Source organism: Hydrogeniiclostridium mannosilyticum (assembly GCF_003268275.1).
GTDB classification, from domain to species: Bacteria; Bacillota; Clostridia; order Oscillospirales; family Acutalibacteraceae; genus Hydrogeniiclostridium; species Hydrogeniiclostridium mannosilyticum.
The window spans coordinates 309,232-329,895 of record NZ_QLYR01000001.1 but is presented as its reverse complement, the minus strand read 5'-3'; the positions used below and the strand labels follow the sequence as shown (position 1 = coordinate 329,895).

The 20,664-nt window shown below is 53.9% G+C and carries 16 protein-coding genes; 15 read left to right on the top strand and 1 reads right to left on the bottom strand.

Going from position 1 to position 20,664, the window contains the following annotated elements; all coding sequences use genetic code 11:
• Positions 1-17 precede the first annotated feature (17 nt).
• Complete coding sequence (locus DPQ25_RS01580) at positions 18-1,166, bottom strand: serine hydrolase domain-containing protein (protein WP_177576786.1); 1,149 nt, start codon at positions 1,164-1,166, stop codon at positions 18-20.
• A gap of 277 nt (positions 1,167-1,443) precedes the next feature.
• Between DPQ25_RS01580 and DPQ25_RS01575 the strand changes: the two genes are divergently transcribed.
• The 15 genes from DPQ25_RS01575 to DPQ25_RS01510 all read left to right on the top strand — a co-directional run bounded on the left by DPQ25_RS01575 (position 1,444) and on the right by DPQ25_RS01510 (position 20,631).
• Positions 1,444-2,508, top strand: coding sequence for a lactonase family protein (locus DPQ25_RS01575; protein WP_177576785.1), 1,065 nt, complete (start codon positions 1,444-1,446; stop codon positions 2,506-2,508).
• An 8-nt stretch (positions 2,509-2,516) separates the two neighbouring features.
• Entirely contained in the window at positions 2,517-3,518 is a 1,002-nt protein-coding gene (locus tag DPQ25_RS01570) for a helix-turn-helix transcriptional regulator (RefSeq protein ID WP_112331421.1), read from the top strand.
• A gap of 106 nt (positions 3,519-3,624) precedes the next feature.
• Entirely contained in the window at positions 3,625-3,759 is a 135-nt protein-coding gene (locus tag DPQ25_RS15165) for a hypothetical protein (RefSeq protein ID WP_256556980.1), read from the top strand.
• A 51-nt stretch (positions 3,760-3,810) separates the two neighbouring features.
• Positions 3,811-7,185 (top strand): PD-(D/E)XK nuclease family protein, encoded by a 3,375-nt coding sequence (locus DPQ25_RS01565; RefSeq protein ID WP_177576784.1) that lies wholly within the window; start codon positions 3,811-3,813, stop codon positions 7,183-7,185.
• Positions 7,175-10,708, top strand: coding sequence for a helicase-exonuclease AddAB subunit AddA (addA, locus tag DPQ25_RS01560; protein ID WP_242978187.1), 3,534 nt, complete (start codon positions 7,175-7,177; stop codon positions 10,706-10,708). Before DPQ25_RS01565 ends, addA begins: the two co-directional genes overlap by 11 nt.
• Positions 10,709-10,976: 268 nt before the next feature.
• On the top strand, positions 10,977-11,519 hold the full coding sequence (infC, locus tag DPQ25_RS01555) for a translation initiation factor IF-3 (protein WP_112331418.1): 543 nt from the start codon (positions 10,977-10,979) through the stop codon (positions 11,517-11,519).
• Positions 11,520-11,568: 49 nt separating this feature from the next.
• Positions 11,569-11,766 (top strand): 50S ribosomal protein L35, encoded by a 198-nt coding sequence (rpmI, locus tag DPQ25_RS01550; protein ID WP_112331417.1) that lies wholly within the window; start codon positions 11,569-11,571, stop codon positions 11,764-11,766.
• 30 nt (positions 11,767-11,796) lie between these two features.
• Positions 11,797-12,150 (top strand): 50S ribosomal protein L20, encoded by a 354-nt coding sequence (gene rplT, locus DPQ25_RS01545; RefSeq protein ID WP_112331416.1) that lies wholly within the window; start codon positions 11,797-11,799, stop codon positions 12,148-12,150.
• Between the two features lie 66 nt (positions 12,151-12,216).
• Complete coding sequence (locus tag DPQ25_RS01540; RefSeq protein ID WP_112331415.1) at positions 12,217-13,020, top strand: TrmH family RNA methyltransferase; 804 nt, start codon at positions 12,217-12,219, stop codon at positions 13,018-13,020.
• A 1-nt stretch (position 13,021) separates the two neighbouring features.
• Positions 13,022-14,146, top strand: coding sequence for a DNA-processing protein DprA (dprA, locus tag DPQ25_RS01535; RefSeq protein ID WP_112331414.1), 1,125 nt, complete (start codon positions 13,022-13,024; stop codon positions 14,144-14,146).
• 293 nt (positions 14,147-14,439) lie between these two features.
• The gene (gene topA, locus DPQ25_RS01530; RefSeq protein WP_112331413.1) at positions 14,440-16,530 is read left to right on the top strand and encodes a type I DNA topoisomerase; all 2,091 of its coding nucleotides are present in this window, start codon (positions 14,440-14,442) and stop codon (positions 16,528-16,530) included.
• Positions 16,527-17,837: a methylenetetrahydrofolate--tRNA-(uracil(54)-C(5))-methyltransferase (FADH(2)-oxidizing) TrmFO gene (gene trmFO, locus DPQ25_RS01525; RefSeq protein ID WP_112331412.1), complete on the top strand. Its 1,311-nt coding sequence runs from the start codon at positions 16,527-16,529 to the stop codon at positions 17,835-17,837. The genes topA and trmFO overlap by 4 nt, the downstream gene beginning before the upstream one ends.
• A 27-nt stretch (positions 17,838-17,864) precedes the next feature.
• A complete protein-coding gene (gene plsX, locus DPQ25_RS01520; RefSeq protein ID WP_112331411.1) occupies positions 17,865-18,896 on the top strand; it encodes a phosphate acyltransferase PlsX in 1,032 nt (343 codons plus the stop codon).
• 45 nt (positions 18,897-18,941) lie between these two features.
• Positions 18,942-19,628 (top strand): ribonuclease III, encoded by a 687-nt coding sequence (rnc, locus tag DPQ25_RS01515; RefSeq protein WP_112331410.1) that lies wholly within the window; start codon positions 18,942-18,944, stop codon positions 19,626-19,628.
• Positions 19,629-19,635: 7 nt separating this feature from the next.
• Positions 19,636-20,631, top strand: coding sequence for an elongator complex protein 3 (locus DPQ25_RS01510; protein WP_242978186.1), 996 nt, complete (start codon positions 19,636-19,638; stop codon positions 20,629-20,631).
• Positions 20,632-20,664: the final 33 nt, after the last annotated feature.

The window sequence follows — 20,664 nt, the reverse complement described above, 5'->3', positions numbered from 1 at the left end:
TATAGACAGGCTTTGTTTTACTTCAGGGCATCGGTAACATCCTGCTCCAGTTCACGGGCGGTAATAGCGCCGGCGCCGCCAGCGTCGATGAGGTTAATCATGCGTACGGCTGTCAGGCAATTATCAGGGTCCACCCAAAAATGTGTTCCCCACGCGCCGCTCCAGCCAAAGCTGTGTGCTGCGGGATGCGGGGACGGATTTTCTTCGCCGGTAATTACCCGCATGCTGAGCCCCCAAATCTCGCCGGGGCCGCGGCCTGGAATATCGAAGGGCAGCTGCGGTGTCCGCATTTTTTCAACAGTCTCCGGGCGCAGCAGCTGTCTGCCTTGATAGCTTCCCGCGCCAAGCAGCATCTGAGCGAAGCGGTGATAGTCTTCAGCCGTGCTGTAGAGTCCGCCGCCGCCGCAGAAGTAGTGGTCAGAGCACATGTCCCCGGGGAAGCTCCCCTCGTCATCGGAGACCCCGGTGAGGACGCCGCCCACATGGTCGGTCATTTCTACCAGGCGTGACTTTTGCGCGCCGGTCAGAACAAATGCGGTATCTCTCATGTCCAGCGGGATAAAGATGTGATCCCGTAAATAATGGTCGACGGTTTGCCCGGAGACAATTTCTACAACGCGGGCGAGAATGTCGAAGGCCGCCATAGGGCTATAGCCTGTTTTGGTCCCGGGCTGGAAGTCCAAGGGGACCTGCGCCAATTTTGGAACATAGGAGGCAAGCGTGTCGTTTGGGCCGATGGGGAGGTTTTCAGCAATATACTGTAAGCCCTGTTCCTCCTGGCCAAGGCCGCAGCTGTGAGAAAGCAGATCCCGGATCATGATTTCGCGGTTCACGGCAACGAGCTTCCCGCTTTCACAGGCCTGAAGCCCGGCAAATTCAGGGATATAGCGGGAGAGCGGGCCGTCCAAAGAGAGCTTCCCCTGCTCTTCAAGCTGCATGACTGCGACGCCGATGATGGGCTTGGTCATGGAGGCCAAACGGAAGATGGTATCGGTTTTCAGGGGCACTTTTCGGGTATAATTGGCGTAGCCCTGCGCCTTGGCATAGAGTAGCTTGCCATCCTGGGCAACCAGAGAAACGGAGCCGGAAATTTCTCCCCGGTCAATTCGTTCCTGTGTGTGCTGTGTAATCATTTGTAGTTTATCAGCGCTTAAAGTTCGTTTCATCTTTACAACCTGCCCTCTTTCTGCTGTGAAAATAGGAGTATTATATCTGTTTGAGAGTATAGCACAGATCCTGCGCTTTTTCCAGCATGACAGCTTATTTACCGGCATTTTGCCCTGGCTATGCGTGGTTAAGGGTTAAAGAGGGAGGAAACGGCGCGCACTCTTTGCCATGAAGGTATTGATTTGTTTTTTATTACAGACGTGCTATAATGTCTATAAATCACAAAATCACCGGATGTGGAATATCCGTGGAATTTTATGGAAGGGGTGTGCTGCCATGCCGCCGGACAACTTGAAAATAGCCCTGGCCGGCTGTTATACCGATGCACATTTGGCGGGAATATACCGTCTGGAGCTGGCGCCTGAAACGGGCGAATGCCGGGCGGTTCCCCTGGAGCTTCCGCTGGAGAATCCCTCTTATATGGTGTTTTCCAAGAAGAAAGGCCGTGTTTATTTAGTTTCGGAAACAAAGACCTTCCAAGGACAGGCTGGCGGTGCGGTAGCCTGCTGCCGCTGGAACGGAAGCGGGCTGCATCTGAGCAGCATACAGCCTACGCTGGGCATAGATCCTTGCCACTTGATTTTGGACGATAAGGAGGCCTGCGTATTGGCGGCGAATTATGGCACGGGGACCTGCGCGGTGTTTCCCCTGGATGAGCAGGGGGAACTGCAGCCCTGCTCCCAGTTGATCCGGCATCGGGGCCGGGGGAAAAACCCGTTGCGGCAGGAGGGGCCGCATGTGCACTGTGTCCGGCAGCATCCGGCGGGTGGCAGGATTGCGCTTTGCGATTTGGGGCTGGATAAGATAAGCTTGTATGCCGGCCAGGGCGGTGTTGTCTCCGATGCGCCGCTGCAGGAGGTACTCCTGCCTGAGGAGAGCGGCCCCCGCCATCTGATTTGGCGCAGCGACGGGCAGTATGCCTATGTGGCCAATGAGCTGGCCAATACAGTTGTGGTGCTGCAGGAGGAAAACCACAGGCTGCAGCCTGTGCAGGTTGTTTCTACACTGCCGCCGGATTTTCAAGGCGAGTCCACCTGTGCGGCCATTAAATTTTCGCCGGACGAGCGTTTTTTGTACGTGTCGAACCGGGGACATGACAGCATCTGCTGCTTTCAGCTGGAAGGGTTAGGCCGGCTGCGGCTTGTGGAGATTGTTCCGTCTTGGGGAAGGACGCCCAGGGACCTTGCGTTGGATGACTCGGGGTGTTATCTGCTGGCTGCCAATCAGGAATCGGATCGTATTTCCATATTCAGCAGGGATTTGGCAACCGGAAAATTGACGTTTACCGGCTGCCAGGCAGAGCTCCGGCGACCTGTTTGCATTTGCTTTATCAATTGTTGAGGTTGGATATGAAGAGACCAAATCAAAAATTAAAACTGCTGTACTTGATGAAAATATTAATGCAGGAGACGGATGAGGCGCACCCGCTGTCGCTGGCCCAGCTTGTCGAAAAGCTGGAGGGTTACGGTGTGGAGGCAGAGCGGAAGAGCCTTTACGACGACATGGAGGTCCTGCGCGTCTTTGGCATTGATATTGAGAAAACCGGCAGCAGAAATTGTGTTTATTATGTAGGCAGCCGCACCTTTGAGGTTGCGGAGCTTAAGCTGCTGGTCGATGCGGTACAGGCCTCAAAATTCATAACACGGAAAAAATCGTCTGATCTGATTAAGAAAATGGAAAGCCTGGCCAGTGTGTATGAGGCCGGAACCCTACAGCGCCAAGTGTATGTGAGCAACCGTGTGAAAACTATGAATGAAAGCATCTATTATAATGTCGATAAGCTGCATACGGCAATTTATGACGATAAAAAAATCAGTTTCCGCTATACGGATTGGGCGGTTGATTTTACCGCGGGAGCTCGGGTGAAAAGACAGGTGCGCAAGAATGGGCGGCGCTATGCCGTTAGCCCCTGGGCGCTGACCTGGAACAATGAAAATTATTATCTGGTTGGGTTTGACGCAGCGGCCGGCCGGATTAAGCATTACCGGGTGGACAAGATGGAGTCCATTCATATTTCCGAGGAAAAGCGGTCGGGGGAGGAGTATTTTAAAAACTTTGACATGGCGCTTTATTCCAGCCGTTTTTTCGGAATGTACGGAGGCATGGAGGAAAGGGTGGACCTGAAGGTAGAGAATCGCCTGGCTGGTGTGATGATCGATCGTTTCGGCGAGAGCCTGTCTCTGCGGCAGGAGGGTGAGGAGCACTTTTTAGCTTCGGTGACGGTGGCGGTCAGCCCGCAGTTTTTTTCATGGCTTTTTGGGCTCGGCGAGGGCGTGGAGCTCTTGGGGCCCATAGAAATAAGGCGGCAATACCGGCATTATTTGGAGCGTGTTTTAAAAAAATATCAATAATTTACGGCTTATGCACATAAAGTCCTGTTTAATGGACAGTAAGTTTTTTATAATAGAGATAGAAAGAAAAATAATCTCTTGAAAACTGCTGAAGGGGGACTTTATGATGGGATATTGCATTCGAAACATCGGCGCACATGTAGAAGTATTTGACAGGCAGGGGCGTTTCTTGTTTTCTGCGGACACGGCTCAAGAAGCGGAGCAGGAGCTGCGGGAAATGACAGAGGAAGAGGCGGCTTAAGCATAGAGGCGGGCCTGCTCCATACGCTGAGCCATTATGGGAGGGAAGTCCATGCTGCATTTTATTTTAGGTACGGCGGGCAGCGGAAAAACACAAGCGCTATACAAAATTCTTCAGCGGGCTGTCGAGGAGCGGCCTGACGGTTCCTTTTACCTCATTGTCCCGGAGCAGGCCTCCTTTGACAATGAGCGCGAAATTTTAGAGCGCTTTGGCCCTTATTATGCCCAGCGGGTACATGTGCTCAGCTTCAGCCGCTTGGCCGATGAAGTGTTCCGCCGTTTTGGCGGCGGGGCCGGCGCGCGTCTGAATGATGGGGGCCGCAGTATTTTAATGAGCCTGGCGCTGGAACAGACGAGGGATCAATTGGTCTATTATAGGGATCATGCGATGGGCAACGACCTTATCGCCCGCCTGCTTTCCATTTCAACAGAACTGAAAATGTGCGGCATTACGCCGGAAACACTCGGCACAGCGGCGGCGCTGGCCGCTGAAGAAACATTGCGTAAAAAGGCGCAGGAGCTCTCTTTGATTTTAGCTGCTTACGATGCCCTGGTGGCGCAGAGCTTTGTGGACCCGCTCGACGACCTGACGCGGGTTAAGCAGCCCCTGGTGGAAAATTCCTTTTTTAATGGCGCGTTAATTGCGCTGGATTCTTTTACGGCTTTCACTATGCAGGAGTACGAGATTATCAAAATTATGCTGCTGCAGGCGGCGGATGTATATACGACTCTATGTACCGACCAACTGGCGGACCCTGAAAGCGGCGTAGGCCTGTTTTCTCTGGTCCGCGGTACCGGCAGGCGGCTGAAAGCGATTGCCAAGGAAAACGGCGTGCATATCACGAGCCCGGTGCTGCTCCGGGAGGGGCTACGGTTTCAGAGCGAAAGCCTGAAGCGCTTGGAGGCGGGGCTTTTCCGGACGCACCGGCAGGCGGCTGAGCTTTCGTCTGATGTCAAGGTGTACCGGGCGAAAAACGTTTATGATGAAGCGGCCTTCGTGGCGGCGTCTATCCGGCGGCTTGTCATAGAAAAGCAATACCGTTACCGTGATTTTGTGGTAATCGCGCGTTCCGCGCAGGCCTACAGCGGCATATTGGATCGTTGCTTTGAAAAGTATGGCGTTCCCTATTTTATGGATCAACCGCGTTCTGTGGAAGCTGAACCGCTCATGCGGATGGCGCTGTCCGCCTTTCGCGCGGTTTTACACGGCTTCCATTCAGAGCATATTTTTTCTTTTCTGAAGACCGGGCTGACAGGACTACAGACGGCGGAAATATCAGAGCTGGAAAATTATGTGTTTTTGTGGGCAATAGACGGCAATGAATGGGCGCAGGAGTGGGGGCGGCATCCCCGTGGGTTTGTTGAAGAGTACACCGCAGCGGACAGGAACCGGCTGGAACGGTTAAACCATCTCAGGCTGAAGGTAATTACGCCGCTGGAGCACTTTTCTAAGCGGGTAAAAAGAGGAAGCGGCGAGGCGTTGTCCGCCGCCGTTTACCGTTTGCTGGAGGACTTTGAGGCTGCCGTAAATCTGCGCTTGTTTGCCGCGGCCCTGCGTGAAAACGGGCAGGCGGGCCTGGCGGATGAGCAGGTTCGCCTGTGGGATATTTTGATGGAGTCGCTGAACCAGTGTGCAATTGTGCTGGGCGAGGCCGAGCTGGAGGGAGAGCGTTTTTCAGAGCTGCTGCGCCTGGTTATTTCCGCCGCAGGCATAGCAAGCATTCCTCAGGGGCTGGACCAGGTGACGGTGGGCAGTGCGGACCGGATTCGCACAGACAGCCCGCGAGTCGTATTTTTATTAGGCGCCGTCCAGGGAGAGTTCCCCCTGGCGCCGTCTTCATCGTCTATTTTTAGCGACCTTGAGCGTCAAGAGCTCATTGCGCTGGGGCTGCCGTTTAATGAGACGCTGGTAGGCGCCTCTGTACAGGAGCGCTTTCTGGCCTACGCCGCCATGTGCTGTGGGCGGGAAAGGCTGTACCTTTCCTATGTTTCAGTTGGAGGCGGTAGCGAAGAGCAGGCGCCTTCGTCCATCATTACCGAGGCATTGGCCCTGCTGCCACAGACGCAGGTTTATTCGGCCCAGAGCGTGCCGGAGTCTTATTTCGCCTGTGCGGAGCAGCCTGCCTTTGAGCTGGCTGCAAAGCATTGGAGAAGCGGCGGCCCGCTCGCGGAGACGTTGAAATATTATTTTTCCAAACAAAAAGAATACGGCGCTAAAATAAAATCGGTGGACCGTGTGTGCGCAGCGAAGCCCTTTGCGCTGGAGGATCCCGCGCTGGCACGCGGGCTGTTCGGTAGGACGATGACCGTTTCGGCAACACAGGTTGAGAAATTCTATCTGTGTCATTTTCAATACTTTTGCCGCTACGGGTTAAATGCAAGGGAAAGACGTGCCGCCGAGCTGGATGCGATGGAGTATGGCAGCCTGATGCATTACCTGCTGGAGCAGTTTTTTTCAAAGGGAAACAGGTTGGAAGAAGGGGTGTCGCTCCTCACGCTGTCAGAGGAAGAGCTGGAGACAATCATCCGGGGCTTTCTGGTTCAATACGTACAGGCGAAAATGGGCGGAACGGGGGTGCAGAGCCCGCGCATGCAATATCTCTTTGACCGTCTCTCTCAGGCCGCGGCTGTTGTCATTCGCCATATTGCGGAGGAGTTGGAGCAGAGCGCGTTTAAGCCCGTGGATTTCGAGGCTGCCATCGGGGCGGACGGTGTGCCGCCGCTGGTTCTCTCTCTGCCGGACGGAGGTTCCGTGAGGTTGGAGGGCAAGGTGGACCGGGTGGATCTCTATCAGGCGGACGGCGTAGCTTATTTGCGTGTGGTGGATTACAAGACGGGAAAAAAGGAGTTCAAGCTTTCCGATCTGTTGTATGGCATGAATATGCAGATGCTGGTCTATTTGGCGGCCCTAATGGAGAATGGCGATTGCTATGGGGAAAACCGGCAGCCTGCCGGTGTGCTTTATATGCCTGCCGCCAACCCCTCCGTACCGGCCGGCCGGGGAGATTCTGCCGAGAAGGTACGCAAAGAACGTGAGAAAAAGCTGAAGATGAGCGGGCTGGTACTGGAGGATCCGGCGGTCATTCAGGCCATGGAGGCGGATGGAGCGGGGAAGTTCATCCCGGTTGCATTGAAAGACGGTGTTCCCGCCAAGAAGGATTCGCTCGCTTCACCCACACAGTTCCGGGAGCTGCTTCATTATAGTAAACAGCTGGTGGTACGCATGGCTAAAGAGCTGCATGAGGGCCGCGTAGAGGCTGTTCCGCTAAAGGGCGGCTATGATGCCTGCCGGTGGTGCCCTTATTTTTCCGTATGTGGGCATGAGCCGGACGGCGTCGCGCAGGAAATGGCAAAATGGGACCGGGACGCAGTGCTGGAGGAACTGGGGAAATCCATGGATGGAAGGGAGGAAGACTGTGGGACGTAATTGGACACCGGCGCAGCATGACGCCATTTATGCCAGAGGCGGAAGCCTGCTTGTTTCAGCTGCCGCGGGTTCGGGTAAGACGAGTGTTCTGGTACAGCGGCTGCTGCAGCGGCTGACAGACCCATTGCATCCTGTCGCTGCGGACCGGCTTTTGGTGGTCACCTTTACAAAGGCTGCTGCCGCCGAGATGAAGTCGCGGATAACCAGGGAGATCGGCGCCTTGCTGGAGCAGGAGCCGGACAACATTCATTTGCAGCGCCAGCAAATTCTTCTGAACAGAGCCCATATCAGTACTATCCATAGCTTTTGCAGCGAGCTTGTCCGTGAAAATTTTTACAAGCTGGGCATTTCTCCCGATTTCAGGATTTTGGAAGAAAATGAGACCCTTCTGCTGAGGCAGGAGGTCATAACAGCGGTTCTGGACGGATATTATGAAAAAAGGGACGGCCTGTTTTATGAGCTGGCGGACACCTTTTCGGTAGGCAGGGACGACGGACGTATCGCACAGATGGTGCAGCTGCTCTATGATTTTACCCGTTCTCACCCCTTTCCGGACCGTTGGCTTTCTGAAACCGCACGCTCCTACAGCACAGCTGCGCCGGTTGAAAAGACGCCGTGGGGGAAAACGGTACTGAATTTTGCCGGGCAGGCAGTGGATTATTGCTGCTCGCTGGTGAAAAATTCATTGGAGCTGATGGAGGCGAGCCCCGATATTCAAGCTGCCTATGAGGAGGCCTACCTCTCGGATCTGGCTGGGCTGTTGGATATTGAAAAAGCGATTGAGGCTGAGAATTGGAATTTATTGGTCGAATTATGCGGTGATTTTTTCTACAAAAGATTAAAATCGCTGAAAGGGGCGAAGGAGGATCCGGTACGGCTTGCTGTAGCGGCTAACCGGGACGAGGTGAAAGCAACGCTGAAAAGGCTTGGCGTTCTGTTCTGCGGAACAGAGACAGCCTGTCGGGAGGACTTAAGAAGATTATCCCCGCTGGTGGAGAAGCTTTTCGAGGTTGTGCGTACATACAGCGCGCGGTTGGATGAGGAAAAGGCCAAGAAAAAGGCGGCGGATTTCGGGGATCTGGAGCATTGGGCGCTGCGCCTGCTGGTAAAGGATACGGCTCAAGGGCCGGAGTGGACGCCGGAGGCTCTGGAGCTGTCGCAGCGTTTCGAAGAGGTCATGGTGGACGAATATCAGGACACCAATGAGGCCCAGGATATGATTTTCCGGGCGCTCTCGCGCAATTCGGAAAACCTCTTTCTGGTCGGTGATGTCAAGCAGAGCATCTATGGCTTCCGCCAGGCAATGCCCCAGTTGTTTTTGCGCAGGCGCCGGGCCTATCCGTTGTACCAACGGGATGCGGAGCAGTATCCGGCCTGTATTGTACTGGACCGGAATTTCCGCAGCGCCGTGGGGGTAACGGACGCGGTGAATTTTGTTTTCCGGCAGCTGATGAGCCGGGAAACCGGAGACTTGGATTATAGTGGGGATGAGGAGCTGGTTCCGGCGGCGGATTACCCGCCGGGGCCCGCTGCCATGCGTCTGGATATTCTGGATCTCTCCGCCGGGGAGGAGGAAGAGATGGTGGCTGCGGAAGCCCGCCACCTGGCTGGTATGATTCTGGAGTTGACAGCGCAGGAGAGCGTTTTAGACGGCGGCGAAGAGCGCCCGCTGGCTTTCTCAGATATTACCATCTTGCTGCGCAGCGCCAACGAATATGCTTATCAGTATGTAAAGGAGCTGCGCGCCTATGGGGTGCCGGCTACGGCTGATACGGCGGTGGGTTTCTTTTCGGCGCCGGAGGTAGCTGCCGTTCTTGCTTTCCTGCGTGTAATCGATAACCCGATGCAGGATATTCCCTTGCTCTCGGTATTGATGGGGCCTGTTTACGGTTTCACCGCGGATGATATGGCGCGACTGCGTATCCATGAAAAGAGCAAAAATATTTATTTAATGCTTGCCGGCGCTGTAAAGGAAGATGAACGGGTAGCCGGGGTGCTGAAGGATATTGAACGCTTGCGCATGCTGGCTGCTGCGATGACCTCCGATCAGCTGATTAATGAGCTGTATGAACGGACAGGCTTCCCGGAGGTGGTTCAGGCAATGGAAAACGGTGAGCTGCGTTTGGCAAATTTGCGCTTGCTTTTGGATTACGCGCGAAAATATGAGGCCTCCGGGTACAATGGGCTTTCCGGATTTGTCCGCTTTTTGGACCGTCTGGAGCGCCAAAAACAGGATCTGTCCGCGGCGGCCTCTGAGGGAACCGTCAACGCGGTGCGTATTATGAGTATTCACCGCAGCAAGGGGCTGGAGTTTCCCATCTGTATTGTGGCGGGATGCGCGCGGCGTTTCAATAAGGATCACGGTGAGGTGCTGCTGCACCCTCAGCTTGGTTTTGGTTGCCGTTTGCCGGACTCTGAGACCGGGGGGCGCATCACAACGCTTCCGCGTGAGGCCATCGCGTTGGAGCTGGACCGTGAGGAGATGAGCGAGGAGCTGCGCGTGCTTTATGTGGCAATGACAAGGGCAAAGCAAAGGCTGATTATGCTGACGAGTGTCAAGGGGGTAGACAAGGTACTGGCGCGGCTGGCCTCAAAGCTGCCCCGGGCGGAACGGCTGCAGCCCTATGTTGTGCGTGGTTGCAGCAGCATCTCGGATTGGCTGATACTCTGTGCGCTTCGCCACCCCAGCGGCTCCGCGCTGCGGGAGCGTGCGGGGATGGGGGAAAGACCGCCGTTGCCGGCGAAAGAGGCCTGGGAGATCCGTATTCTTCGCGGAGAGCAAACCGGGGCGCGGGAAGAGGCGCAGGCCCGCCAGGAACCCCCAGCCTCAGGATTGCCGGAGCAGGACCAGGATCTGCTGCAATCCTTTGAGCGGCTGTTTCGGTACCAGTATCCTTACCAGGAGCTTGCGTCCCTACAGGCCAAGGTTACCGCCTCCGGACTTGCGGAAGAAACGGAGCAGGAAAGCTTTGAAGCTTCTTCGCGCCCGGCGTTCATGGAAAAGGGCGGCCTTACTCCTGCGGAAAAGGGGACGGCGCTTCACGCCTTTTTACAGTTTGCCGATTTTGCCAGGGCCGCCGGTTCCCCGCGGGAGGAATTGGAGCGGCTAGTAGGCGGGCAGTTCCTGACGCGGGAGCAGGCTGGCGCGGTGGACCTGGCGAAAATCGAGCAATTTTTTGCATCGGATTTGGGCACGCGGCTGCTGCACGCAAAAAATGTTTTGCGTGAGTACCGTTTTACGGTGGAGCTACCGGCCCGAGAAGCTGCGCCGGAGCTGTCGGCTGAATGGGCGGATCAGAAGGTGGTGCTTCAGGGGGCAATCGATTGTGCGTTTGAAGAGGACGGCGCTTTTGTCATTCTGGATTTTAAAACGGACCGCGTGAAATCTTCGCAGGAGCTTAGAGGCCGCTATGAGGTACAGCTCTCGCTCTACCGGCGCGCGCTGCAGCAGTGTACCAACCAAAAGGTGAAGGAATGCCTCCTTTATTCCTTTCACCTAGGAGAGTCCTGTAAAATAGAATAACATTCGCTGCCTATTTTATTTTTTGAACGATGAATGACTTAAAGGCAATAGGGAACGGGTTGAGAAAATTCGCGAATTTACTTGACAAACGGCAGCTGTACTGTTAGAATAAATTAAGTAAAACAAAGGGGGCTGTTTGCCCACACCTGTATGGCTTGGTCCGTTACGGGTCAATATGGAACTCACCGAAAGGTTTCAGCGGGTGAATTGTGTATTGATGCGGGCGGTTGCAAACCACCCGCTTTTGTTTTGTAGCTTTTAACGGGTAATATTTTTTTGGAGGTGCTTAATCATTAGCAATAAGGAACTGCAGATCAACGAGGATATCCGCGACAGGGAAGTACGCGTCATAGGGCCGGACGGCGCTCAGTTGGGTGTGATGACATCTAAGGAGGCGCTGGAGCAGGCTTTTGCCCAGAATCTGGATCTGGTCAAAATTGCACCCCAGGCGACGCCGCCGGTATGCAAGATCGTCGATTACGGCAAATATCGTTTCGAGCAGACCAAACGCGAAAAGGAAGCGAAGAAGAACCAGCGTATTGTTGATATCAAAGAAGTTCGCCTTTCTTTGAACATTGATGTGCACGATTTTGAAACGAAAGTCGGGCATGCGGTGCGTTTCCTCAAGGGCGGAGACAAAGTAAAGGCTTCCATCCGTTTCCGCGGCCGTGAGATGGGGCATCCGGAAATTGGCTATGATGTGATGAAGCGTTTTGCTGAAGCGCTGGAGGAGGTCGCCGTAGTGGAAAAGCCGGCAAAGCTGGAAGGGCGCAATATGTTGATGTTCCTTGCCTCCAGGCCCGCGAAATAAGCTGTCAACCTGTTTAATTTTTTTTTATAAAATAGAAGGAGGGGCTATCATGCCTAAAATCAAGACGCATTCCGGCGCTAAAAAGCGCTTTAAGCTGTCAAAAAACGGTAAAGTCATTCGTGCTCATGCGAATAAGTCGCACATTTTGAACAAAAAGACGACAAAACGTAAGAGAGGCCTCCGGAAAACCACCGTGGTTGGCGAGACCAATGTGGCGCAAATCAAGAGACTCATTCCCTATAAATAAGAAGAAAACCGAATGTGGAGGTAAGATAGAATGGCTCGTATTAAAGGTGCGTTAGCGACACGCAAGAGAAGAAAAAAAATTCTGAAGCTGGCAAAGGGTTACTGGGGTTCTAAAAGTAAGCATTTTAAAATGGCCAAACAGGCCGTAATGAAATCTGGTAACTATGCATATATCGGCCGTAAGGCGAAGAAGAGAGATTTTCGCCGCCTGTGGATTACCCGCATTTCCGCTGCTTGCCGTGCCAATGGCGTCAGCTATTCCGTGTTTATGAACGGACTGAAAAAAGCCGGCGTAACCCTCAACCGTAAGATGCTGGCAGAAATCGCCGTAGCCGATGCAAGCGCTTTTGCAACGCTGGTGGAAAAGGCTAAGGCCGCTTTATAATTAAGCTGTGATTGCGCCCGGAAATGCTGCCGGGCGCAAATTTTCATTATTGGAGTTTGAGTGCTTATGCCGGATATCATCACCAGCAGAAAAAATGAATGGGTCAAGTTTGCCGCCCGGTTGTCCGCTGATTCTGCCTTTCGCCGGAAGGAAGGCTCTTTTTTGGTAGAGGGGGCGCGCTTATGTGAAGATGCGGTTCGCAGCGGCTGCGAGGTAGCCTGCCTGTTTTATACGGAGCAGGCGCTTTCCCGTTATGCGCGTTATTTGGAAAAGATGATACCGGCGGCGCGGCGCGCCTTTCAGGTGGCGCCGCATGTAGCGCAGCTTTTGTCTGAGACAAAAACTTCTCAGGAGGTTTTTTGCATTTGCGGCTTAGCCGGAAACGGCGCACAGCCAGCAGGTGAAAAGCCTATTGTCGGGCGCTGCCTCGCGTTGGAAAACGTCCAGGACCCGGGCAATATGGGAACGATTCTGCGTACTGCCGAGGCCCTGGGATTACAGGAAGTAATCGTTGCGGGGCAAAGCTGTGATGTGTACAGTCCCAAGGTGCTGCGGGCGAGTATGGGGGCTGTTTTTCGCTTGCCCTTGCGTTATGAAGCGGATTTGGCATGTCTCTTTAACCGTCTGAAGAGGCAGGGGACTGCCTGCTATGCGGCGGTTCCCAGAGCGGACGCGCGTTCTATACTGGAGGTTGACTTTACGCCTCCTTCTATAGTAGCGGTTGGAAACGAGGGGAACGGGCTGCGGGCCGAAACCATTGAGGCCAGCGCCGCTTGTGTGGCTATTCCTATGGAGGGCCGGGCGGAGAGTTTGAATGCTTCTGCATCGGCCGCGATTTTGATGTGGGAAATGATGCGGAAGGGGACATGATATGGTAGACCGCAGAGCATACTGGATATGGATGCAGCACGGCCTAGGAGCGGGAAGCACCAAGCCGCTGCGTATTTTACGTTCCTATGAAAATATAGAGCAATTTTATCATAGCGGTGAAGAGAGCTGGCGTTTGGAGGGAATTTTTACAACGAAGGAAATCGCTCGCTTGTCGTCCTATTCCCTTGAGCAGGCGCAGGCACAGCTTGATTTTGCAGAAAAATTGGGCCAGCAGGTTTTGACGCTGGACGACCCTTGCTTTCCTTCCCGCCTGTATCAGATTCCCAATCCGCCCTGTGTGCTGTATATAAAAGGGCGATTGCCGGATTTGGGTGGAGAACGGTTGGCGATTGCGATGGTGGGAACCCGCCATGCGTCCGGCTCCGGTATTGCGACGGCAGCCTCTCTGTCCTACGATTTGGCGAAGGCCGGGGTAGCTATTGTGAGCGGCGGCGCGCTGGGCATCGACACTGCGGCGCATAAAGGGGCAATCCGGGCGGAGGGGGAAACAATCTGCGTGCTGGGCTGCGGCATCGATTTTAATTATTTAATGTCGAATGCCGCTCTGCGGGAGAGTGTGGCCCGGCACGGCGCGCTGGTTTCAGAATATCCGCCGAATAGTCCGGCTTCGGCCACGACTTTTCCTGTACGCAACCGTATTATAGCGGGCCTGTGCCAAGGGACTGTAGTAGTTGAGGCGGCGGGAAAAAGCGGATCGCTGATTACAGCCGATTTTGCCTTGAACCAGGGCCGCGATGTTTTTGCTGTGCCGGGCGATGTATCCCGCGTGGTTTCCCGCGGTGTTAATACGTTGATACAAACCGGCGCCAAGGCGGTTTGGAGGGCTCGCGATATTTTGGAGGAATACGGACTAAGCGCCAAAATCATGCAGGAGCCAATGCGAATGGACGAAATACGGCGGGAACCGGCAGAAGTGCGGCCTTTGCCGGATGATGCGTCCCCGGAGGCTTCTCTTGTGTATGGCTGTTTGACACAAGAGGAGCAGCCGCTGTCTGCCTTGAGTGAACATGCCGGCCTTGACGTGCGCCGTGTTTTGGCAGCGCTGACAGAGCTGGAGCTCCTCGGCGTGGTCCGCTCCTATTCAGGAAAGCGGTATTCCCTGTAGCCGGTTGCCGGTATGAGAGCACAAGCAGGTTTACTGTTAAAGTCCATCATAATTTATGGTGGATTTTAACAGTAAAATAGTATATGATAGAAAACATGGGCGGAAAATCCTGCTCCGCCGGTTCTAAATTATCCTTACAGAGCATAAAAAGTGAGCAATCCTTACAATGAAAATGGGAGGACAGAAAATATCTTGCCGCGGCGGACTGTTCGGCAGTTCGTCTGCTGCCTTGCTGGGGTATTTTTTCGGATTGCGTTAACATTCAATAAAAGATGAAATAGGGGTGCTGCGTTTTGTCAAAATTGATTATTGTGGAGTCGCCTACCAAGGTGAAGACGATAAAGAAATATTTAGGCGGGGAATATGACGTTGTGGCAACGATGGGCCATATCCGGGATCTGCCGGAAAAACGCCTCAGCGTTGATATAAAAAAGGATTTTAAACCCAAGTATGAGATTATCAAAGGCAAGGAAAAATTGGTGGATGAGCTCAAGGAACGTGCCGAAAAATCCAGTGGCGTATTGCTGGCCACCGACCCGGATCGCGAGGGCGAGGCAATTTCCTGGCATCTGGCCTATATTCTGGGCCTGAACACGGAAGATAAAAACCGGATCACTTTTAATGAGATTACGAAATCGGGGATCTCCTCCGGTATGGAGGCCCCGCGGACAATTGATATCGACCTGGTTAACGCCCAGCAGGCCCGCCGTATCCTGGACAGGCTGGTTGGCTATAAGCTGAGCCCCTTTCTTTCCCAGAAGATTCGCCGCGGTCTTTCAGCGGGGCGTGTCCAGTCGGTAGCGGTCCGGATTATTGTGGACCGCGAAAATGAAATTCGTGCCTTTGTACCGGAAGAATACTGGACGCTGGACGCAAAGTTCATTCCGCAGGGTTCCCGCAAGGCTTTTGCCGCGGCCTTTTACGGCAATGAGGATGGAAAGATTAAAATTTCCAACAAGGAAGAGGCGGATGCGCTTCTCAAGGAGCTGGAGGGCGCGCAGTACAAAATTTCCAAGCTTAAAAAGGGTACGCGCAGAAAGAGCCCAGCACCACCGTTCATCACCTCGACATTGCAGCAGGAGGCCTCCAGAAAGCTGGGCTTTCAGGCCCGCAGAACGATGAAGGCTGCACAGGAGCTCTACGAGGGCGTTGAACTGGAGGGCCTGGGCGCAACAGGCCTGATTACCTATATGAGAACAGACTCGCTGCGTATCTCTGAGGATGCGATTCAGGAGGCGGTACAGTACATTGGCGAACGCTGGGGGAAGAAATATCTGCCCGACAGCCCGCGTCATTTTAAAACTAAGGCGAACGCTCAGGACGGGCACGAGGCCATTCGGCCAACGACCATTTCGCTGTCGCCGGATAAGGTAAAGGCCAGCCTGACAAATGACCAGTATAAGCTGTATAAGCTGATTTGGGAGCGTTTTGTCGCCTGCCAGATGGCAAATTGCCTGCAAAGCACCACGCAGGTGGATATTCTGGCCAGTACCGGCCATTTATTTAAGGCCTCCGGCTATATTGTCACCTTTGACGGGTTTACGGTGCTGTATGAAGAGGGAAAAGACGAAGAAACGAAGGAAGGCGGAAGCTTACCGCCGCTGGAAAAGGATATGGCGCTGAAATGTAAGGAGCTGCTGGGGAACCAGCATTTCACGCAGCCTCCGCCGCGTTATACAGAGGCAACGCTGATTAAGGCCCTGGAGGAAAATGGGATTGGGCGCCCTTCCACCTATGCCTCCACAATTTCGACCATTACCGGGCGGGAATATGTGGTGCGGGACGGCAAGGCCCTCAAGCCTACTGAACTGGGCGAGGTGTCTACCAAGCTGATGGAAGACCGTTTCCCGAAAATTGTCAATATCCGCTTTACCGCACAGGTTGAAACTGATTTGGATCGTATTCAGAATGGGCAGACCAATTGGGTGGACACGCTGAAGAGCTTCTACGGCGACTTTGAAAAGACCTTGAAGCAGGCCAAGGAGGAAATGCAGGGCGTAAAAATCCAGCTGAAGGAAGACGAAACGGACATCATCTGCGAGAAGTGCGGGCGCCGCATGGTGATCAAAACAGGGCGTTACGGAAAGTTTATCGCATGCCCCGGCTATCCGGAGTGTAAAAATATCAAAAAGCTAATCCAAGAAAATGGGGCTCAATGCCCGAAGTGCGATGGAAAGGTTGTGGTGCGCCGTTCCAAAAAGGGGCGTGTTTTCTATGGCTGCAGCAATTACCCGGCATGTGATTTCGTCTCCTGGGATGAGCCTGTACAGGAGAAATGTCCGCGCTGTGGGAAAACCCTGCTGCGTAAAAAGGGAAAGACACCAAAGCTCTATTGCATAACCCCGGATTGCGGCTTTGAGAAGATGGAAGGGCAGGACGAATGATTCAGGTAATTGGAGCAGGGCTGGCCGGGTGTGAAGCGGCCTGGCAAATTGCCCAGGCCGGCGAGCGGGTAGTCCTGCGGGAAATGAAGCCGCAGCGTTTTTCTCCGGCACATAAAAGCCCTTTATTTGCAGAGTTGGTGTGCTCCAACTCCCTAAAAGCCCGTCGGCTAGACAGCGCCGCGGGGCTGCTGAAAGAGGAGATGCGGCGTATGGGCTCCTTGTTGGTAGCTTGTGCGGAACAATGTGCGGTTCCGGCCGGCGGGGCGTTGGCGGTAGATCGTGATCTATTTGCCGCCGCGGTTACAGAAAAAATTCGCAGTCATGCCAATATTGAAGTGGTTGACGGGGAGGTAACGGAGCTGCCAGCGGAAGGGCCCGCCGTTATTGCGACCGGCCCGCTGACCTCGGAGACGCTGGCGGAAAAAATCTCCGCGCTTTGCGGTGGAAGCCTGAGCTTTTTTGATGCGGCAGCACCGATTGTGACGGCTGACAGCCTGAATAGGGAAAAGATCTTTGCTGCCTCCCGCTATGGCCGGGAAGAAGCCGGGGCTGAGGGGGCCTATCTCAATTGCCCAATGAACAAGGCCGAATATGAGACCTTTTATCAGGCGTTGATTGAGGCGGAGCCCGCACCAGTGCACGGCTTTGATGTAAGGGACCCTAAGGTCTATGAGGGCTGCATGCCGGTGGAGGTTATGGCCCGGAGAGGGCCTGACACCATTCGCTTTGGCCCGCTAAAGCCGGTTGGGCTGAGAGACCCTGCCACCGGACACCGGCCTTGGGCGGTCGTTCAGCTGCGAAGGGAAAACCAGGCCGGAACGCTTTATAATTTGGTCGGATTTCAGACAAATTTGAAATTCGGTGAGCAAAAACGGGTTTTTCAAATGATCCCGGGTTTGGAGCAAGCAGAATTTGTTCGCTATGGAGTGATGCACCGCAATACCTTTTTAAATTCGCCACACGTGCTTTCAGCGGACTTGAGCTTGCGTGAGAATCCAGCGCTTTTCTTTGCCGGACAGATACTTGGAGTCGAGGGCTACATGGAGTCCAGCGCCTCAGGAATTGTTTCCGGCCGTAATGCTGTTGCAAGGCTGCGCGGGGGACCGCCGCTGATCTTGCCGGCGGAGACGATGATAGGCTCGCTGCTGCGTTATGTGGCCTTTGGCGGTACTGCGGATTTTCAGCCCATGGGGGCAAATTTTGGTATTTTGCCGCCGCTGGAGACGAAGATTAAGGACAAGCGGCTGCGCTATGCTGCGTTTTCTGAACGTGCACTGCAAAAACTTGCCGCTGTAATAGAAGCATAGGCACAGGAATAAACGGAGGAAATAATTATGAAGATTATTGTAGATGCCTTTGGCGGGGACAATGCACCGCTGGAAATCCTGAAGGGCTGCGCGGAGGCTGTTGAAGAGCTCAATATCGATATTATGTTGACGGGGCCGCGTGCTGAAATTGAACGTGTGGCGAAGGAACATGAGATTTCCTTGAATCGAATGGAAATTGCCGATGCACCGGAAATCATTACGATGGAGGACTCTGCGGGCGATATTATGAAGACCAAGAAGGACTCGTCCATGGCTGTCGGACTGCAAAAGCTTGCGGCTGGCGAGGGAGATGCCTTTATCAGCGCCGGCAATTCCGGTGCGCTTGTTGTCGGTACCACGATGATTGTCAAGCGCATTAAGGGGGTGCGGCGCGTTGCCTTTGCACCGGTTATGCCGAAGGATAAGGACTTTTTTATGCTCATTGACAGCGGCGCCAACGTGGATTGTAAGCCGGAGATGCTCCAGCAGTTCGGCATAATGGGTTCCATTTATATGAATAAGGTCATGGGGGTTGCTAATCCGCGCGTAGGTCTTGCTAATGTGGGCACCGAGGACCACAAAGGCGGTGAGCTCCAGCATGAGGCTTTTGCGCTGCTCAAGCAGGCGCCCGTGAATTTTATCGGCAACATTGAGGCAAGGGACATCCCGGCAGATGCGGCTGATGTCATTGTTGCCGACGGCTTCACAGGCAACTGCATTTTAAAGCTTTATGAAGGCGTAGCCATGGTGCTGATGAGTAAACTCAAGGGGATTTTCACAAAGAGCGTTAAAAATAAGCTGGCGGCGGCGATGGTTCTTTCCGATGTAAAAGAGCTTAAGAAGACGATGGATTATAATGAATATGGCGGAGCTCCGATTATGGGCGCTTCAAAGCCTGTGTTTAAAGCGCATGGCAGCGCAAAGGCGAAAACCTTCAAAAACGCGCTGCGCCTGACCAAGGCCTATGTGGAGGGCAACGTTGTGGATGAAATCAGTGCCAGCATCAGGGCAATCAACATAGCGGCAAAGGAACAGGGGCGGGAATCCACCGCGGAATAAGGAATTTTAATCTGGGATGATTGATGAGGATCAAAGGAGCAGAAAATGGCACAGGATATCAAAATACTGGAGGACCGTCTTCAATATCATTTTAACAATCAAAATTATTTGTTAAATGCTTTGACGCATTCTTCTTTTGCAAATGAATCTAAAAATAGATCTGAGAGCAATGAGCGTCTGGAATTTTTGGGCGATTCTGTTTTGGGCGTTGTGGTTGCAGATTATTTGTTCCGGAATTTTCCAGAGGTCCCGGAGGGGGAATTGACGAAAAAACGGGCGGCCCTTGTCTGTGAGCAGGCCTGCTGCGGCTTTTCCAAGCAGCTTGGAGTCGGCGATTATCTCTACCTCAGCCATGGGGAGCAAAATTCCGGCGGGCGGGCCCGTTCTTCCATTTTGGCGGACGCATTTGAGGCAATTATTGCTGCCATCTATCTGGATGGCGGAATGGAGGAGGCCCGGAAGTTTATTCTTCGTTTTGTACTTCCGCTTTTAAAAGGGCATACGCAGAAATCGTTCAAGGATTACAAGACGGCGCTTCAGGAGATTATTCAGCAAAATCCAGAGGAGCATATCCATTATGTGTTAATTGGAGAGACAGGGCCGGACCATGACAAGCATTTTACAGTAGAGGTTCGGTTGAACTCCAATGTAATCGGCCGCGGCGGCGGGCGTAGTAAGAAGGAAGCGGAGCAACAGGCCGCCCGCGAAGCCCTGTCCCTGATGGGCTATTAACGGTATAATGGCGCATGCGAATGTAGCGGTGTTCATCCCGCATCTGGGTTGCCCGCACCAGTGTAGCTTCTGTAACCAGCGGAGCATCACGGGCAGACAGCGGGCCCCTCTTCCCGAGGAGGTTGCCGGGGCAGCCGGAAGCGGCGCGCTTATGGCTGCCCGCTCCAATGGAAAAACAGAGAGGGAATTTGCCTTTTTTGGCGGAAGCTTTACAGCGGTGCCCAGGGCTTATATGCTGGCGCTCTTACAGGCAGTTCAGCCATATCTGCAAAGCGGCGCCTACAACGGCATCCGGATCTCGACCCGCCCGGATGCCGTTGACGCAGAGATATTGGCATTGCTGAAGCAGTATGGCGTAACGGCAATTGAGTTGGGAGCCCAGAGCATGCAGGACGGCGTGCTGCGGAGAAATGGCCGCGGGCACACAGCGCGGCAGGTAGCCGAAGCGGCGGAGAGAATATCCGCCGCAGGATTTTCGCTTGGCCTGCAGATGATGACGGGGCTTGACGGGGATACACCCGAGGGCTGCCGGGAAACAGCGGTACGGCTGGCGGCGCTGGAGCCGGAGACAATGCGGATCTATCCGGCAATTGTCATGGAGGGTACCGAACTGGCCCGACGCTGGCGGGCGGGGATGTATGAGCCGATGAGCCTGGAGTGTGCGGTAAATTTATGCGCGGAGTTATTGGACTTTTTTGAACAACGGCAGATCAGGGTGATTCGCTTGGGACTCCATGCGTCGCCTGAGTTGGAGCGGGACCGGCTGGCCGGCCCCTGGCATCCGGCATTCAGGGAACTGTGCGAATCCCGGCGGCTGCGGAAACAGATGGATCAGCTTCTGCGCACTGTCCGCCGGGGGCCGGTCGTGTTCCAGGTGAATCCTCGCTCACGCTCGAAAGCGGTGGGACAGAAAAAATCAAATGTGCAATATTTGCAGGCGATGGGTTACGAACCGATTTTTCAGATGAATGAGCTAATACCGGAAAATCGTATTGAGCTTTAAAAATGTTTGTGTATTTTACTTAAGGAGGCGATT

Coding starts and splice junctions, on each gene's coding strand:
- DPQ25_RS01580 (WP_177576786.1), bottom strand. CDS start 1,166: ATGAAACGAACTTTAAGCGCTGATAAACTACAAATGATTACACAGCAC.
- DPQ25_RS01575 (WP_177576785.1), top strand. CDS start 1,444: ATGCCGCCGGACAACTTGAAAATAGCCCTGGCCGGCTGTTATACCGAT.
- DPQ25_RS01570 (WP_112331421.1), top strand. CDS start 2,517: ATGAAGAGACCAAATCAAAAATTAAAACTGCTGTACTTGATGAAAATA.
- DPQ25_RS15165 (WP_256556980.1), top strand. CDS start 3,625: ATGGGATATTGCATTCGAAACATCGGCGCACATGTAGAAGTATTTGAC.
- DPQ25_RS01565 (WP_177576784.1), top strand. CDS start 3,811: ATGCTGCATTTTATTTTAGGTACGGCGGGCAGCGGAAAAACACAAGCG.
- rpmI (WP_112331417.1), top strand. CDS start 11,569: ATGCCTAAAATCAAGACGCATTCCGGCGCTAAAAAGCGCTTTAAGCTG.
- rplT (WP_112331416.1), top strand. CDS start 11,797: ATGGCTCGTATTAAAGGTGCGTTAGCGACACGCAAGAGAAGAAAAAAA.
- DPQ25_RS01540 (WP_112331415.1), top strand. CDS start 12,217: ATGCCGGATATCATCACCAGCAGAAAAAATGAATGGGTCAAGTTTGCC.
- dprA (WP_112331414.1), top strand. CDS start 13,022: ATGGTAGACCGCAGAGCATACTGGATATGGATGCAGCACGGCCTAGGA.
- trmFO (WP_112331412.1), top strand. CDS start 16,527: ATGATTCAGGTAATTGGAGCAGGGCTGGCCGGGTGTGAAGCGGCCTGG.
- plsX (WP_112331411.1), top strand. CDS start 17,865: ATGAAGATTATTGTAGATGCCTTTGGCGGGGACAATGCACCGCTGGAA.
- rnc (WP_112331410.1), top strand. CDS start 18,942: ATGGCACAGGATATCAAAATACTGGAGGACCGTCTTCAATATCATTTT.
- DPQ25_RS01510 (WP_242978186.1), top strand. CDS start 19,636: ATGGCGCATGCGAATGTAGCGGTGTTCATCCCGCATCTGGGTTGCCCG.